At 70.1% G+C, this 15,745-nt stretch carries 15 protein-coding genes and 6 tRNA genes; 8 read left to right on the top strand and 13 right to left on the bottom strand.

What is annotated here, in order from left to right; genetic code table 11:
• Position 1: 1 nt before the first annotated feature.
• The 7 genes from ABT009_RS05475 to ABT009_RS05505 all read right to left on the bottom strand — a co-directional run bounded on the left by ABT009_RS05475 (position 2) and on the right by ABT009_RS05505 (position 8,387).
• The gene (locus tag ABT009_RS05475) at positions 2 to 2,746 is read right to left on the bottom strand and encodes an exo-rhamnogalacturonan lyase family protein (RefSeq protein WP_351289839.1); all 2,745 of its coding nucleotides are present in this window, start codon (positions 2,744 to 2,746) and stop codon (positions 2 to 4) included.
• Between the two features lie 177 nt (positions 2,747 to 2,923).
• Entirely contained in the window at positions 2,924 to 3,544 is a 621-nt protein-coding gene (locus ABT009_RS05480) for a hypothetical protein (protein ID WP_351290424.1), read from the bottom strand.
• Between the two features lie 34 nt (positions 3,545 to 3,578).
• Complete coding sequence (locus ABT009_RS05485) at positions 3,579 to 4,451, bottom strand: carbohydrate ABC transporter permease (RefSeq protein WP_351289841.1); 873 nt, start codon at positions 4,449 to 4,451, stop codon at positions 3,579 to 3,581.
• The gene (locus ABT009_RS05490; RefSeq protein ID WP_351289843.1) at positions 4,448 to 5,404 is read right to left on the bottom strand and encodes a carbohydrate ABC transporter permease; all 957 of its coding nucleotides are present in this window, start codon (positions 5,402 to 5,404) and stop codon (positions 4,448 to 4,450) included. Before ABT009_RS05490 ends, ABT009_RS05485 begins: the two co-directional genes overlap by 4 nt.
• A 14-nt stretch (positions 5,405 to 5,418) precedes the next feature.
• Entirely contained in the window at positions 5,419 to 6,630 is a 1,212-nt protein-coding gene (locus ABT009_RS05495; RefSeq protein ID WP_351289845.1) for an ABC transporter substrate-binding protein, read from the bottom strand.
• 512 nt (positions 6,631 to 7,142) lie between these two features.
• Positions 7,143 to 7,214: transfer RNA gene (locus tag ABT009_RS05500), tRNA-Val, on the bottom strand.
• 732 nt (positions 7,215 to 7,946) lie between these two features.
• The gene (locus tag ABT009_RS05505) at positions 7,947 to 8,387 is read right to left on the bottom strand and encodes a TIGR02611 family protein (protein ID WP_351289847.1); all 441 of its coding nucleotides are present in this window, start codon (positions 8,385 to 8,387) and stop codon (positions 7,947 to 7,949) included.
• 194 nt (positions 8,388 to 8,581) lie between these two features.
• Here ABT009_RS05505 and ABT009_RS05510 point away from each other — a divergent pair, with 194 nt between their 5' ends.
• Both ABT009_RS05510 and ABT009_RS05515 read left to right on the top strand, forming a co-directional pair.
• The gene (locus ABT009_RS05510; RefSeq protein ID WP_003959770.1) at positions 8,582 to 8,995 is read left to right on the top strand and encodes an SsgA family sporulation/cell division regulator; all 414 of its coding nucleotides are present in this window, start codon (positions 8,582 to 8,584) and stop codon (positions 8,993 to 8,995) included.
• Positions 8,996 to 9,600: 605 nt separating this feature from the next.
• The gene (locus tag ABT009_RS05515; protein WP_351289849.1) at positions 9,601 to 10,158 is read left to right on the top strand and encodes a CGNR zinc finger domain-containing protein; all 558 of its coding nucleotides are present in this window, start codon (positions 9,601 to 9,603) and stop codon (positions 10,156 to 10,158) included.
• 61 nt (positions 10,159 to 10,219) lie between these two features.
• Here ABT009_RS05515 and ABT009_RS05520 read toward each other — a convergent pair whose 3' ends face one another.
• Positions 10,220 to 10,378: a hypothetical protein gene (locus ABT009_RS05520; RefSeq protein WP_351289851.1), complete on the bottom strand. Its 159-nt coding sequence runs from the start codon at positions 10,376 to 10,378 to the stop codon at positions 10,220 to 10,222.
• A gap of 116 nt (positions 10,379 to 10,494) precedes the next feature.
• Positions 10,495 to 10,941, bottom strand: a complete 447-nt coding sequence (locus ABT009_RS05525; protein ID WP_351289853.1) for a hypothetical protein — start codon at positions 10,939 to 10,941, stop codon at positions 10,495 to 10,497.
• Between the two features lie 230 nt (positions 10,942 to 11,171).
• Here ABT009_RS05525 and ABT009_RS05530 point away from each other — a divergent pair, with 230 nt between their 5' ends.
• Positions 11,172 to 11,699 carry a DsbA family protein gene (locus ABT009_RS05530; RefSeq protein WP_351289854.1) on the top strand — a complete coding sequence of 176 codons (528 nt, stop codon included), beginning with the start codon at positions 11,172 to 11,174 and terminating at the stop codon, positions 11,697 to 11,699.
• A gap of 64 nt (positions 11,700 to 11,763) precedes the next feature.
• Here ABT009_RS05530 and ABT009_RS05535 read toward each other — a convergent pair whose 3' ends face one another.
• The 3 genes from ABT009_RS05535 to ABT009_RS05545 form a co-directional block, all read right to left on the bottom strand.
• Positions 11,764 to 12,588, bottom strand: coding sequence for a GNAT family N-acetyltransferase (locus ABT009_RS05535; RefSeq protein ID WP_351289856.1), 825 nt, complete (start codon positions 12,586 to 12,588; stop codon positions 11,764 to 11,766).
• 94 nt (positions 12,589 to 12,682) lie between these two features.
• The gene (locus ABT009_RS05540) at positions 12,683 to 13,504 is read right to left on the bottom strand and encodes an aminotransferase class IV (protein ID WP_351289858.1); all 822 of its coding nucleotides are present in this window, start codon (positions 13,502 to 13,504) and stop codon (positions 12,683 to 12,685) included.
• Between the two features lie 55 nt (positions 13,505 to 13,559).
• Positions 13,560 to 14,570, bottom strand: coding sequence for a chorismate-binding protein (locus ABT009_RS05545; protein WP_351290426.1), 1,011 nt, complete (start codon positions 14,568 to 14,570; stop codon positions 13,560 to 13,562).
• Positions 14,571 to 14,854: 284 nt separating this feature from the next.
• Between ABT009_RS05545 and ABT009_RS05550 the strand changes: the two genes are divergently transcribed.
• The 5 genes from ABT009_RS05550 (at position 14,855) to ABT009_RS05570 (ending at position 15,367) form a co-directional block, all read left to right on the top strand.
• Positions 14,855 to 14,927 (top strand) — tRNA-Gly (locus ABT009_RS05550).
• 35 nt (positions 14,928 to 14,962) lie between these two features.
• Positions 14,963 to 15,036: transfer RNA gene (locus ABT009_RS05555), tRNA-Cys, on the top strand.
• Position 15,037: 1 nt separating this feature from the next.
• A tRNA-Val gene (locus ABT009_RS05560) sits at positions 15,038 to 15,109 on the top strand.
• An 84-nt stretch (positions 15,110 to 15,193) separates the two neighbouring features.
• Positions 15,194 to 15,265: transfer RNA gene (locus tag ABT009_RS05565), tRNA-Val, on the top strand.
• Between the two features lie 30 nt (positions 15,266 to 15,295).
• Positions 15,296 to 15,367, top strand: a tRNA-Val gene (locus ABT009_RS05570).
• Positions 15,368 to 15,422: 55 nt separating this feature from the next.
• Here the strand turns inward: ABT009_RS05570 and ABT009_RS05575 are convergent.
• A complete protein-coding gene (locus tag ABT009_RS05575) occupies positions 15,423 to 15,719 on the bottom strand; it encodes a TFIIB-type zinc ribbon-containing protein (RefSeq protein ID WP_351289860.1) in 297 nt (98 codons plus the stop codon).
• Positions 15,720 to 15,745 lie beyond the last annotated feature (26 nt).

Genomic DNA, 15,745 nt, shown 5'->3' on the forward strand with positions numbered 1-15,745 from the left:
GCTACGGCATCTTGTCGCCGAGGAGCGCCAGGTTCTCGATGGCGGCGAGGCCGTACAGCGCCGTGTCGTTGGTGTAGACCCAGTTGGCCTCGCTGCCGGGCACCAGGGTGACCGGTCCGCTCACCTTCTCCGTCTTCCAGGGGGCCGATTCCTTGTAGCCGTCGGAGTTGTAGAACTTGTCCCACGCGCGCTTGGCGAGCTTCTCGTCGCCTGTCTGGACGGCCGCATAGGCGTCCAGGCGCGAGTGGCCCTGGAAGAGCAGCAGGGAGCCGAAGTTGGAGCCGTAGCGTGCCGCCTGTTCGGCCTTGGTGGCGTTGAAGTAGCGGCAGTAGTCGAAATAGGCCTCGTTGAACTTCGGCATGTCGACCAGGTCGATCAGCTCGGCGCACAGCTCGTTCAGGCCGAAGACCGCCGACAGGTGCGAGACGCCGACGACGGGCGTCTCGGCGATCGCGAACTTGCCGGTGTCGAGGTCGTACAGGCCGCTGCCCTGGACGAAGCCGTTGGGCTGGGCGGCGATGGTCTCCATGGTGGAGAGCACGCGTGCCTTGGCCTTCTCCCACTTGGGGCCCTTGCGCTCCCACTCGGTGAGCCAGGCCGACACCAGACCGCTCCAGTCGGTGCCGAAGCCGATCGACAGGGCGTGCCGGTCGGGTGTGTACGGCTCGGTGCGGATCTTCCGGATCGGGTCGAGGACGAGGAACGTCTCGTCGGAGTCGACGTTGGCGTGCATGAGGTCGCCGACCCGCTCGTCGCCGGTGAGGAAGTAGTAGTAGCGGCGGTACGTGGTGTTGGCGATGCGCTGCTGCTTGGCGCTGTCCGCGTAGTGCTGCACACCGTGGCGGGTGCCGAGGCCGGCCCACTCGCCCAGGTGGTAGACGTCGACCTCGCCGGTGTGCCGGGTCATGGCCTCGGCGAAGCGGAAGATGTCCGCCCGGCCGCTGCGCAGGTACGCGAACCAGAGCCACAGGTCGGGCGAGAGCTCGGAGTTGTCCCAGGCATAGCCGCCGACGTCGTAGCGCCACTGGTGGCGGGCCGGGTCGTACGAGTGCATGACGTCGCCGTAGTCCCAGAAGCCGTACCACCGGCGCATGTCCACCTGATCCTTGTAATAGGTGAACAGGAAGTCCAGGTGGTCCTCGATCTTCGCCTTGGCGTCCGTGGAGCGGTCGGGCTCGGAGAAGAGGCCGCCGAAGACCTTGGCCTTGATGAGGTGCTTGGGCGGCGCGGCGAGCTGCGGGAGGGTGCGGACGGCGGTGACCTGCTGGGCGAGGGTCTCGGGACTGGGCGTGGAGTCGTTGGCCCAGAACAGGAGTTCGCTGGTGCGGGCGATGCCGTAGGGGGTGCCGAAGCCCGGCTCGTAGTCCTCGTAGGTGATGTTGAGGCCCTCGAGCTGCTCGGCGTAGGTGTCCTGGCCGAGGCCGTCGTGGTAGAAGCGCAGGTCCATGGGCTGCGCCTCGGGCGACCAGAGCCAGAGCGTGACCTCGGCCTCGTCGGTGTGGGCGTCCCGGATGTCGAGCTGCGCCGGGAACTTCTCCCAGAAGTCCCGGATCCCGAAGGAGAGTCCGCCGCTCGCGCCTCCGACGTATCCGAAGCCGCTCGCCCTGCGGCCGCCGCCCGCGGCGATCCAGCCGTGGCCCGCCTTGGTGCGCTTGCGCAGCGTGAAGCCGTCGGCGGAGAGCTGCGAGAGCGTGTAGTCGCCCCAGGTGGGGATGAGGTGGAGGCGGGTGGTGACGCGCTGGTCCCAAGTGGAGGGGTCGGGAAGCTTCTTGCCCTCGAACTGGGCCGCCTGCACGGCCGCGCCGGGGTCGCGGCGCAGACCGGTGATGCCCTTGACGGCCTCGCGCAGCAGTCCGGTGTCGTCGCCGCCGATACGGATGTGCCGGTCGTACGCCTCGTCGCGCATCGGCACCGTGAAGCGCACACCGAGGCCGCGGATGAAGTCGCCGCTGGCCTTTCCGGGCTCCTGGGTGCCGTCGAAAGTGATGGTGTGCACCATGCGGAACGATTCGGCGCCCGCGTAGAAGTAGAGCCGGATGGAGAAGGGCAGCCAGGCGCGGTCGCCGCGGCGGTGCTTGCCGTCGATGCGGACGACGGCACGGACCGGGCCGTCCTGCTCGACCTCGACCTCCGAGATCGCGCTCTCGAATCGCTCGTACTTCTGCTGGCCCTGGTCGCCGTCCTCGAGTTCGCCCTGGCGCAGCAGGACGAGGCGTCCGCTCTTGGCGATCTCGGTCGAGCCGCGGGTGACGGACTTGACGAGGGTGGAGCCGCTCTTGCCGATCTTGGCGGTGATGACACCGGTCGATATGTCGATGGTGCCGCCGCTCTTGTCGACCGTGATCTTCTTCTCGGGCGCGGCGGGCGCCCCGGCGGTGAGCGTGAACTTGTCGGCGGTCGTCTGGGGACCGATGGCGTGCGCGGTCCACTTCAGCGAACCGTCGGGCCAGTACGCGAGGGGCCAGCTCTGGACGGGCACCTCCTTGCCGTCGGCGGTCGCCAGCGCGAAGGTCTGGTCCTTGTCGTACGCGCCCTTGGGCCAGGGCACGCCGACGGTGGAGCCGGGGGCGGCGCCCAGGCCGCCGTCCTCGAGCCAGTTCAGCGTCACCGGATCCGGTTCAGCAGCCGCGGCCTCGGCTCTCGTCGCGGCGGACGCGTCCTGCGTGCCCAACGCCCAGCTGAACTGGGCGGCGGCACCGGCGACGGCGGCCGCCTTGAGAAGGGACCTGCGGGGGATGGGAGACATGGCCTTTCCTTTCCGTTCGACGTGCGGGTAGGTCAGGAAGCGGGGAGGTCAGGGGCATGACAGATGAGCGGCGCGGCGCCTGGGGCGCCGGCCTGCGAAGACTCCGGTGGCCGGCCGGCGGCGACGCGGACACCAGGTGGGCCCGCCGGCCGGCGACGCAGACTCCGGGTGGGCGGTTCAGCGGCGCCGGTACCGCTCCTCGACGGCGACGGCGGCCGCCGCGACGGCCCCCAGCACGGGGACCGCGAGCGGCGGCGTGACCCAGGCGGACACGGCCACCACGACCAGTCCGCCGACGAGCAGGAAGGATCCGGCGGGGTCCAGCACGGTGCGGCGCCCGGCGGTCGCGAGGAGGGCCCGCCAGGACGCTCCGGGCTCCCAGACCGCCGCAGCGCGCATGCCCGCGACGGCCAGTCCGATCAGGGCGAAGATCCCGACGGCGGCCACGAGGCGGCCGCCGGGCAGCCCGGCGCGTACGGCCTGGACGTCCACCCAGACGACGGCCGCCGCGGCCCACCCGGCGAGACCGGCGAGCCAGCCGCGGCGCACCGCGTGGCGGAAGTCGGCCGCGAACTCCCGCAAGCCGCCGCCCTCGTGGGCGATCCGCCGGCGCAGATGCCGCGCCCCCGCGGCGAACGCGGCCGGGTACGTGACCAGCGGCAGCGCGGCCACCGCGATCCACACCCCGGTGAGCAGGCATTCGGCGAACAGCCCGAATCGCTCGGCGAAAACGGACTCGTGGGCAGCCTTACGGGGCGTACGGGCCTTACCGGCCTTGCGGGCCTGCCGGGCCGTCATCCGGCCTGCATCGGTACGGAACGCCATTGGCGTCTCAGCCCTTCAGTCCGGAGGTCGCCATGCCGTCGATCAGATAGCGCTGGAAGGCGAGGAAGAAGGCGAGCACCGGTATGAGCGCCGCCATCGCCATGGCGATCATGCCGCCGTAGTCGGAGATGCCCTGCTGGTCGCGGAACATCATGAGGGCCAGTGAGACCGTGGCCCGGTCCGGGTTGTTGAGGTAGATCAGCGGCCCCATGAAGTCGTTCCAGGCGTTGATGAAGGTGAAGATCGCCGTGGTGATGATCGCGGGCCGGGTCAGCGGCAGCACCACCGACCAGTAGATCCGCACATGGCCGCATCCGTCCAGCCGGGCCGCCTCGTCCAGCTCACGCGGCAGAGCGCGCATGAACTGCACCATCAGGAAGACGAAGAAGGCTTCCGTGGCGAGGAACTTGCCGGCCAGCAGCGGCACGTAGGTGTCGGTGAGCTGGAGCTTCTGGAACATCACGTACTGCGGGATGAGCAGTACGTGGTAGGGGAGCAGCAGCGTCCCGATCATCAGCGTGAAGAGCAGGTTCCGCCCCTTGAAGCGGATCTTCGCGAAGGCGTACGCGGTGAGCGAACTGGAGACGACCACGCCGGCCACGGCGAGCCCCGCGTACATCAACGAGTTGAGGAAGAAGGTGGAGATGGGGATGTTGGCCATGCCGTCCGCGAGCCCGGAGAAGTTGGACAGGATCGGATCGGCGGGGAACAGGTCCAGCGAGCCGATGATGTCCTCACCGGGCTTGAACGAGGCCCCGACCACCCACAGCACCGGGTAGAGGACGACGGCCAGGACCGCGACGGCGGAGACGTGCCAGACGACGGAGCCGGTGCGGCGGCGCGAACCAGTCGTACGGACGGTGGCGTTGGCGGTGCTCACTTGGCGCCCTCCTCGTAGTGCACCCACTTCTTCTGCGACCAGAACAGCACCGCGGTGACCAGCGCCACCGCGAGCAGCAGCATCCAGGCCATCGCCGACGCGAAGCCCATCTGCGTCTCCTTGAACGCCTTCTGGTACAGGTAGCAGGTGTAGACGAGCGTGCCGTCCGCCGGACCGCAGGAGGTGTCGGAGACGACGTACGCGGAGCCGAAGATCTGGAACGAGTGGATGGTCTCCAGCAGGACGTTGAAGAACAGCACCGGGGAGATCATCGGGAGCGTGATGCTCCAGAACCTGCGGAACGGGCCCGCGCCGTCCACCTCGGCCGCCTCGTACAGCTCGCGCGGGACCTGCTTGAGGCCGGCCAGGAAGATGACCATGGGGGCGCCGAACTGCCAGACGGTGAGCGCCACCAGGGAGTAGAGCACGAGGTCCGGGTCGCCGATCCAGCCGCCCAGGTTCCAGCCGAAGGCCTTCAGACCGCTGTCGACGATCGCGTTGTCGGAGAACAGCGCCCGCCACACGAAGCCGACCGAGACGCTCGCGCCGATCAGCGACGGCATGTAGAACGCCGCCCGGTACAGGGCCTGGCCGCGCCGGCTCTGCGCCAGCAGCAGCGCCACGCCGAGCGCAAGGAGCAGCTTCAACGGGGTGCCGATCACCACGTACTTCAGGGTGACCTCGACCGACTTGCGCCAGCGGGGGTCGTCGAACATCGCGGTGAAGTTGTCGAAGCCCACCCACTGTGGCGAGGTGAACAGGTTGTAGCTGGTGAAGGCGTAGTAGAACGACGCCACCATCGGACCGGCCGTGAGCAGCAGGAAGCCTGCCAGCCACGGCGACATGAACAGATAGCCGGCGAGGCTCTCCCGCCGGCCCCGCCGCTTGGCTGCGGCGGGGCCGGCGGAGCGCTCGCTCCGGGCCAGGACGGGGGCGTCCTTGACGAGCGTCATGGTGCGATGTCCCCTCAGGCCGCGAAGGCGGCCTTCGCCTCGTTGAAGAACTGCTTCACGGCGGCGTTCACCTTGGTCTTGCCCTGGCCGATGTCGCCCGCGATGCGCAGGAAGGCGGCCTCGGCGACGTCGGCGCCGGACGGGTGCGGGGTGATCTTGCCCAGCACGCCCTCCTTCTTGCACTCCTCCTCGAACGCGGCGATCGCCTTGTTCTGGTCGTCGGACGGCGTGAAGGCCTCGTACTGCTCGTCGGTGGGCAGGATGCCGCGGTCGTACCCCATGATCTTGCCGACCTCGGGGTCGTGGACCATGAAGTTCACGAACTGGGCGGCTTCCTTGGGGTGCTTGGTCTTGTTGGATATCGACAGCATCAGGGAGCCGAGGTACTGGCCGGTGTCCTTGCCGTCCACGCTCGGGATCGGCGCGAGGCCGATGTTGGGGTGGCCCTCGCCGGCGTAGCGGACGGAGAAGTTGTCCCACGTGAACTCGGACGCCGCGAGCCCGGCCGACAGCGCGGACTTGGGCGCGACCTGGGCGACCTTCTTCGGGTCGCAGATCACACCGGACTTGACGCGCTTGTAGCCGTCCTCCCACCACGGGATGAGGTCGTCCTCGGTGAACCCGAGGCCGGTGTCGGTGAAGAACGCCTTGCCGTTCTGACGCAGGTACAGGTCGTAGAGGTACATGATCCCGAAGTAGCCGGTGTCTCCGGCGATCTTCTGGGTGTCCTTGATGTGCTGGAGCGCGTCGAAGTACTCGTCCCAGGTCCAGCCGAACTCCGGCTTGATTCCGGCCTTCTCGAAGACCTTGTTGTCGATGACGAGCGACATGGTGTTGGCACCGACCGGGATGCCGAGCTGCTTGCCGTCCACCTGGCCGTTGGCCTCCACGCCGTTGCGGAAGCCGTCGAGGCTCAGGTTCCCGGCCTTGATCTGGGAGTTGAGGTCCATCAGCACGCCGCGCTTGTCGTACTTACGCAGGAATCCGACGGCGTTCTGGAAGACGTCCGGCGGGTTGCCGCCGGCGGCCTGGGTCTGGAACTTCTCCCAGAACGCGGCGTAGTCGGTGAACTCCGGCTGAATCTTGATCTTCGGGTACTTCTTCTCGAACAGGGCGATGCACTTCTTGATCGCCACCGCCCGCGGCTCGCCGCCCCACCAGGCGTGGCGGAGGGTGACGGTCCCGCCGCCGCCCGAGCCGCTCTCTCCCCCGCAGCCGGCTGCCATCAGCCCCACCGTGGCCAAGGAAGCACCCCCCGCCTTGAGGAGCTTCCGCCTCCCAATAGACTCGTCGGCACGCACAGTTGGGCCTCCCCGCCACATCATGACTTGTCGTGAATCGTTTCAAGCAAGCGCTTGCTGGCACAAGGTACGGAGAGGGTGAGGCCCCGTCAACGATTCGGACAGGATTTACTCGAAGCGTTTCAATAACGGCGAGCGCTTCGGAACACCGCGCCTGGTGGGGGCCCTTGGTGGGGTGGGGCGGGGATGCGGCGCCGTCGCGGGATGGTTGGGCCTGGTACGGCCGTGGGGTGCGCGGATCGGGCGGACTGTCAGGCATGCGGGCGCGGGGGCCGCGGGTCGTGTGCCGTACCCCCTGCCCCTGCCCCTGTCCTGTGTCCGTGGACATGGCTGGGACGGTCAGGCCGAGCCGGGCACCGTGCTCGTCGCCATAGGTCGTCGTCCGTGGACACGACTGCGGCCCGGAGGCTGGGAGCCTCCGGGCCGCAGATCCGGGGTGGGCGATACTGGGTTCGAACCAGTGACCTCTTCGGTGTGAACGAAGCGCTCTCCCACTGAGCTAATCGCCCGGGCGCACAGAGAACATTACCGCATGTCAGGAGGTGCCTCCGACCAGGCGGCCGGCCGTGGAGGCTGCGATAGGGGGCGCCGCCGTGAGAGCCGCAGCCGGGCCGAGCCGGTGCGGCGGCCGCCGAGCGGCTGGGCGGCTCGGCGTCGGCCCGATGGCCGGGGGCGCCCACGGGCAGACCGAGGGTCGGAGGCAGCGTCAGGGGGCAGGCCGCGGGTCGTACGCGGTGCGCCGAACGGAGGCAGATCCCGGGCCATACGGGCGCCGAGGCAGCAGGCCCCGTCGGAGGACCGGATTCAGGCAGGGATCTTCCGTGAGCCGCCTCCTGGCCCGAGCCGATGCAGCGTCCGCGGGCACACCGCCAGGCGGCACCGAGTCGGCGCGACCGAGGGCCGGGGCGCCGAACGGAGGCCGACCGCGGGCCGTACGCGCGGACAGGGCCGCTGGCGCAGCCTGAGGACCGGACACAGCCACGGACGCCCCGCGAGCCGCCCCCCGGCCCGGCACGGTGCAGCGTCCGCCGGCACGCGCCCCGGCGGCACGCAGTCGACCCGGAGGACCGGAGGGGCAGGGCCGCCCAGCGGGCAGGTCGGGGGCGGGCGCACGGCGCCGCAGGGGGCACGTCGGCGGCCACACCCGCACCGAGGGCCGCGGGCCCGGGAGGAGCCGGAGGGGGCCAGCCGCGCGCCACAGGTGGACGCGGGCGGGCCCGCCCGCGGTCACCTTCCGCCGGTCACTGCTCGATGTTCCACGGCATCTCGAGGCCGAACTTCCAGGCGTAGATCCCGCCCAGCACGGCGATGATCACCAGCCCGACGGTCGTCAGGATGATGTTGCGGCGCCGGACGCTCGGGTCGAGCGCACGCTGTGCCGCCTCGGTGACCTTGCGTTTCGTCCAGCGCAGCACCAGCTGGGCCCAGACGAACTCGGTCGCCCAGACCGCCATGCCGCCGAAGATCACCAGCCAGCCCGGTCCCGGCAGGGGAAGCATGACCACGCCCGCCACGACCACCGCGAGCCCCACGACGAAGACGCCGACCTGCCAGCTCAGGTGCAGCGCGCGGCGCGCCTTGATGAATTCCGGCGCCTTCGAGCCCAGCTCGGGCTCGTGGGACTCCGCCCCTGCGTCGGCTACCACGGCGACCTCCCCCGGTTCGTCACTCCCCGTATTCATACGGCCAAACCCTACCGGACGGGAAACGTCAATCACCGGAATGGCTCTTGCCGACGAACTCATACTCGGCCGGACGAGCTACCTAAACACACGCAAAACACTCAGAGGGGTTTACAACGGCACCGTAGGTGGCATGTCGATTTCGCCGACGTGCGAATCCCCGAGCGCACACTGAGCGAAAGGCCCTGGCGCTTATGAACACCACGGTCAGCTGCGAGCTGCACCTGCGCCTCGTTGTGTCGAGCGAGTCCTCACTGCCTGTTCCCGCAGGACTGCGGTATGACACGGCCGATCCGTATGCCGTGCACGCCACCTTCCACACCGGTGCCGAGGAGACCGTCGAGTGGGTGTTCGCCCGCGACCTCCTCGCCGAGGGCCTGCACAGGCCCACGGGCACCGGCGACGTCCGTGTCTGGCCGTCGCGCAGCCACGGTCAGGGCGTCGTCTGCATCGCCCTGAGCTCGCCGGAGGGCGAGGCCCTGCTCGAGGCCCCGGCGCGGGCCCTGGAGTCCTTCCTGAAGCGAACGGACGCCGCGGTTCCGCCTGGCACGGAGCATCGCCATTTCGATCTCGACACAGAGCTCTCTCACATCCTGGCGGAGAGTTAGCGAGGCCAGGCCCAGAGCAGCCCGGCGCCGTCCACTCGGGGAGACGGCTCGGGCCACGACAACCGCATAGGGCAGGCGCCGGCGCCGCTGCCGTGGGGTTCCGCGGGGCGGCGCCGACGCGTACGCGGGTGCGCGATGCGGGCGGGGCCCCGCCCCCGGGTCGGGCCTGGTCCGGGGCGACCCCCGTGCCGGGTCACCCCCCGTGTCTGGTCATGGCCCCCGTGTCTGGTCGGGCCCCATGCCGGGGCCAGGCGCCGCCCCTCCCTCGCCACCATGCCGTCCCGTCTGCCCCGCTCGGTGGCGCCGGCGGGCCGTTGGTTGCGCCAGCCTGCGCGCTGCACCGTGGGCCGCGCGTCGGGCCAATGCCCTCGCCCACTACGTCGGGCCGGAGACTGCCGGTCGCCTCAAACGGAGTGGGCGGGCGGCGGCACCGGGCCGCGGCCGGTCGGGCCCGTACGGGACTAGGCGGCGGGCCGACCGGCGCCAGATGGCCTGCGCCCGGGTACGGCCTCGGCGTCCCGGAGCGACTGTCCGCAACAGGGAGCCGCTAGCATCGGCCTGCATCGGCGGGCTCTGCCCGATCCCCCCAGGCCAGGGAGCGACTCGTGCTGATCACCCACGACACCCGGTGTGCCCTCGATACCGTGGTCGATCTGGTGAACACCGCACCGGAGAACGACGAGGCCGACGGGCTCGCGGACGTCGCGGCCCTGGCCGATTTCGTACGGAAGCACGAGATCAGCGACGTCGGGGTCCTGACCGATCACGACCTGGCCGCCGTGCGGCGCGTACGAGCCCGCTTCGCGGGGATCTTCGCCGCCGACGACGCCCGTACCGCCGCCGGCGTGATCAACGAGCTGGTCGCCGCGGCAGGCACGACCCCTCGGCTCACCGATCACGACGGCTACGACTGGCATGTGCACTACTTCGCGCCCGGCGCGTCCGTCGCGGACCATCTGGCGGCCGACTGCGGCATGGCCCTCGCCTTCTTCGTCGTGGCCGGGGAGCAGGACCGGCTGCGCCGCTGCGAGGCGCCCGACTGCCGGCACGCGTTCGTGGACCTGTCCCGGAACCGCTCACGCCGCTACTGCGACAGCCGCACCTGCGGCAACCGGCTGCACGTCGCGGCGTACCGGGCACGCCGCAAGGAAGCCGCACGCTGAGACACCCTGCGACGCCGCCAGGACATCCTGTTCAGGGACGGTCCCGCCCGCCATCGCCGCGTCACAGCAGAAACAGATCATGCACCGATGCCATGAGCAGCAGAATGCCGATCACCGCCAAGAAGATCATCAGGGGCGGCTGGGAGAGCGCGAAGAGGCACCCGCGACGCTCCTCGGCCGGAGTCGGAGGGGCGGCATCGCCCTGTGATGTGTCCAGCATCTCGGGGCGATGATGACGCAGCCCACGCCTGCTACGCGATCAACACGCCCAAATGAAGCGGTAGTTCGCCGAAATCCTTGACTTGGAGGAGGTAGCGGCTTCCCTGACGGCCGATGTCAGATGCCGTGCTTCTTCAGGATGGCTTCGATGTCGCTGAAGTCGTCCGTGGCGTCGGCGCCGCCGGACCTGGTCCCGGGCCGGACGGCCGGGGGTGCACCCTGGCCGAGGGACGGGGCCGAAGCCGCCGGGGCCACGGCTGCTCCCCGTGCGGCGGTCTTCGCCGCCTTGCGCTCCTTACGGGTTCCACCGCCGCGCCGCTCGACCGCGCGGGTCGTCATGAACAGCAGCCAGGCGCAGCCGAGCACCCCGAAGCCCGCCCAGGACACCGGGCTGAACGCGGTGTGCACCATCCACTGCACGGCACCGGTCATGACCAGACCGATCGGAACCAGCGAGTACGCAGCGATGCGGGCCGCCGCCAGGAAGCGCTTGCGGTACGCGGTGATCGCGGCAATGCCCAGGCCGGCCGCGGAGACGGCGGAACAGACGGTCTCGGCAATCATCCGGGCCTCCAGGCATGGCAGGGAGTCGGGCTGGGACGATTCGTCCCCTCCATCGTGCACCGCTCCGAGCCCCAGGGCCACGGTGTGTCCGGACCTCAGGGACATCTCCGGGTACGGCATCCTTCCCAGGTCCCAGACAAGCCCACTCCAGGTCCCAGAGAAGCCCCGCTCCAGGTCTCAGACCAGGCCTCCGGTTGGGGCGGCCTGCGCCCGGCTGGGAGACTGGACCCATGAGCGACTCCTCCCCCGCCGGCACCACGGCCCGCCCCGTCCTTGACGTCTGGTGCGAGCTTCAGTGCCCCGACTGCCGCAGCGCCCTCGACGACCTCCGCGCACTCCGCGCCCGTTACGGCGATCGCCTGGAGCTGCGGCTGCGGCACTTCCCCCTCGAGAAGCACAAGTACGCGTTCGCCGGCGCCCAGGCGGCCGAGGAGGCCGCGGTACAGGGCCAGGGCTGGGCCTACGTGGAAGCCGTGCTCGGCCGGGTCGAGGAGCTGGAGCGCAAGGGCGATCCGTTCCTGGTGGAGGTCGCGCATGAACTGGGTCTGGACGCCGAGGAGTTCGACACCGCCCTGATCGACGGCAGGCACATCCTGATCGTCGACGCCGACCAGGCGGAGGGCAAGGCGATCGGTGTGACGGGAACGCCCACGTACGTCATCGGCGACGAGCGCCTGGACGGCGGCAAGAGCCAGGCAGGGCTGCGCGAGCGCATCGAGGAGATCGCCGACCGGTTGCTGGGCGAGCGGGAAGCGTAGCCTTCCGGCGATTCCCTCCCCGCGGTGCCTTCCGCCCTGCGCCCCTGCCGGAGCTGCGCGTCCCTTACTGCAGCTGCTTGTACATGGCGTACACCGTCGGTGCGTACCCCAGTGACTCGTAGAGCCGCTCGGCGGGCGTGTTGCCCGCGAAGACGTTGAGGGCGATGCGGGGCTTTCCGGCGGCGATGGCCTGCGCCTCGGCCAGCAGCATCAGGGAGCGGCCGTGGCCCCGGCCGCGGTACCGCTCGTCGGCCTGCACGTCGAACACGTACGCACCCTCGTCACGCAGCGCCACCCACAGGGTGCCGACGACGGTGCCCTGGTGTTCCAGGACGCTCAGGAGCATGTCCGGGGTTGCCGGGCCGTCGGGCAGGAGGGCCGCATGGTCCTTCTCGGACTTGGCCCGGGCCTCGGTCTCGGTGACGCCCCGTCGGATCCAGCTCTGCGCGTACTGCGCCTTGCCGTGCTCCAGCCACGGACCGTATTCGGCCTCCGTCATGGGCCGGCCCAGGCTGCCCTCGGGCAGTTCGGGCGGGGCGGTGCCGAGCGGTTTCTCCATGCCGCGGTTGCGCTGGACGTAGCCGAGCGCCGTGACCAGCCGGAGTGCCGCCTCGGCGTCGGCGGGCACCGAGACCTCCATGCGCCTGCAGCCCCAGCCGCGCGCCACCTCCTCCGCCGCGAGTCCGGCGACGGTTCCCCGGCCTCGCCTACGGTCGCGCTCGTCGATGTGCAGCTCACGGATCTCGGCCGCGCCGGGTCCGAAGACGGGATGCGTCCCGAGATGTACCGCGCCCACGGGGCGGCTGTTCACACACACTTGGTAGCGGCGTGAACGCGCACCGTCGGCATCGTGCTGGAGCGGCTCGATCGGCCGCAGGGTCGTCGTCATCGTGGCTGTTCTACCCGCCTCCGGGCCCCGGTTCATCCGAATTCCGGCGCCGACCAGGACACCGCCGAGAGCCCGGGGCCAGGAGGCAAGGGACCTACGGGTCGAGGTCGTCCCCCGCCCGCTCGTCGAAGATCCGCATCGCCTTCGCGGTCACCGGGCCGGGTCCGCCCAGGAGTTCGCGGCCGCCGACGCGGTGGACGGCCTGCACGTCGCGCAGCGTGGACGTCAGGAAGACCTCGTCCGCGCGGTCCAGGACGTCGAGCGGCAGATCGGTCTCGTGGGCGCCCGTCCACTCGACCGTCAACGCGCGCGTGATGCCCGCCAGGCATCCGGAGGCGACCGGAGGCGTGTGGATCTCACCGTCCAGGACGACGAACACGTTCGATCCCGTGCCCTCGCACAGCTGCCCCACCGTGTTGCCGAACAGCGCCTCGGAAGCGCCCTGTTCATGGGCGCGGGCGAGGGCCACGACGTTCTCGGCGTAGGAGGTGGTCTTGAGTCCGGCGAGCGCGCCGCGCTCGTTGCGGGTCCAGGGGACGGTGATCACGGCCGTCGTGTCCGGGCGCCGGGCCGCCTCGCCGAGGGCCACGACCAGGGTCGGGCCGCGGTCGCCGCGGTCCGAGCCGAGCGGTGACAGGCCACCGGTGTACGTGATGCGGAGCCGGCCCAGCGGCATGGGATTGGCCTCGAGTACGGCGGCGCAGGCCCTGCGCACCTCGTCCAGATCCGGGTCCGGCAGCCCGAGGCCGCGCGCCGAGCGGGCGAGCCGGTCGAGGTGGCGGGTCAGCGCGAAGGGCCGCCCGTCGACCGACTTCACCGTCTCGAAGATGCCGTCGCCGACCGTCAGACCGTGATCGAACACGGAGACGCGGGCGGCATCGTGGTCCTGCAGCCCTCCGTCGAGCCAGATCTTCACGTGGGTCTTCCTCCGCTCGCCTCGTACGTCTGTGCGTACGTCCCACATCCCCGGACTACACGCCCGGGTACTCCCCCGACGCTACCGCGAGCAGCCGTGACGCCTTCAGTTCGGTCTCCCGCCACTCGTGCTCGGGGTCCGAGCCCCACGTGATGCCCGCGCCGGTGCCGAAGCGGAGGACGCCCTCCGCGCGGTCGATCCAGAAGGTCCGGATGCCCACGGCGAGCTCGCCGGTGCGCCGGTCGGCGTCGATCCAGCCGATGCCCCCGCAGTACGGTCCGCGCGGAGCCGTCTCCAGCGCATCGATGATCCGCAGGGCGCTGGACTTGGGGGCGCCCGTGACCGAACCGGGCGGGAAGGTCGCGGCCAGCAGCTCCGGCCAGCCGGCATCCTCGCGCAGTTCGCCCCGGACGGTGGAGACGAGATGGACGAGACCGGGGTGCTTCTCGACCACGCAGAGCTCCGGAACGCTCACGGAACCGGTCTCGCAGACGCGCCCGAGATCGTTCCGGACGAGATCCACGATCATCACGTTCTCGGCGTGGTCCTTCTCGAGCAGATCCGCCTCCGTGCGGCCGGTGCCCTTGATCGGCCCCGACTCGACGACACGGCCGTTGCGGCGGAGGAAGAGCTCGGGCGAGGCGCTGGCGATCTCGACGCCGTGTCCGGGCAGCCGGATCGTTCCGGCATACGGAGCGGGGTTGCCGCGCGCCAGCAGCGAGGTGAGCGCGTCCACGTCGGCGTCCGGCGCGACGGGCGCGGACAGGACGCGGCAGAGATTGGCCTGGTACACCTCCCCGGCCGCGATGTACTCGCGGATACGACGCACACCCGCCGTGTACGCGTCATGGTCGAGCGACGACGTCCAGTCGCCGGTCGCCGGGCCGCGCCATGCCCCCGGCACCGGTGCGGGCACGGCCTCCCTGCGTACGTCCCCGAAGCGGGCGCAGACGAGCCGTCCCTCGAAGTCGGCGGTCACGGCCCAGAAGCCGGTGGAGTCCAGCGCCGCTGGGTCGCTGGTGACATCGAGCAGACCGCGGGCGACGAGGCCGCCGAAGCGAGCCATCGGCGCCGTCGAGGCCGTCGGGGAGGAAGGCGGAGGCGGGCTTTGCACGGCTGAGAGTCTAGGTCGGGCGCCATGGGGCGGTGGCGCGGGAATGCCTTGACCCACGCCTGGTGGGCGCCCTGCGCCGACCATGCAGATGCTCTCGCGGACGCCCTTCCGGTGCCCTGTGACCGCGTCGGGGGCGCCACGGCGCAGCACGCTGCGCAAACGCGTTTTTGTGCTGGCCCAGGAATCCGCTAAAGTTCAACACGTCGCCGGGACGCGAGAGCGGACCGAAACGACAGGCGGACGTAGCTCAGTTGGTAGAGCGCAACCTTGCCAAGGTTGAGGTCGCGAGTTCGAGCCTCGTCGTCCGCTCGAAGTGGAGGGTCTTCCCGACCCCCTACACTCCAGGTGGAGTGGCCGAGAGGCGAGGCAACGGCCTGCAAAGCCGTCTACACGGGTTCAAATCCCGTCTCCACCTCCAAGGACGATTAGCTCAGCGGGAGAGCGCTTCCCTGACACGGAAGAGGTCACTGGTTCAATCCCAGTATCGTCCACTGGTCTGCAAGGACTTGATCCGCGAGGATCGGTCTCCGACGACCTGATCCCATGGATCTTGACGGATCCGTACGGATCTTCCCGCGCGATTAGCTCAGCGGGAGAGCGCTTCCCTGACACGGAAGAGGTCACTGGTTCAATCCCAGTATCGCGCACGCAGTGCACACGGCCCCGGCCGTGATCCCGGACGATTAGCTCAGCGGGAGAGCGCTTCCCTGACACGGAAGAGGTCACTGGTTCAATCCCAGTATCGTCCACACCCCCCGAAGCCCCCGGTCATGCGACCGGGGGCTTCGTCGTGCTTCTCTGGGCTCAGGAAGAAAAGAGCATGTGGCCGAAGCTCTTGTTCCGGTGGTGCCCGTAGTGACCGTGGCCGCCGTGACCACCGTGACCACCGTGCGGGGCGCCCCAGGCGGGCGCGGCCGGCGGATACGCCTGGGGAGCGGCCGGGGGCGGCGGGGCCGGCTGCGACCACTGGGACTCGAGGCGGGTCAGAGCCTCCAGCTCGCCGTAGTCGAGAAATATCCCGCGGCAACCGCTGCACTGCTCGATCTGGACGCCATTGCGGTTGTAGGTGTGCATCGGTGCATGGCACTTCGGACACTGCATGGTCGGCTCAACTCCTCGCCGGTCGG

The sequence above is a fragment of the Streptomyces sp. NPDC002896 genome, from assembly GCF_040295225.1.
Classification (GTDB): Bacteria; Actinomycetota; Actinomycetes; order Streptomycetales; family Streptomycetaceae; genus Streptomyces.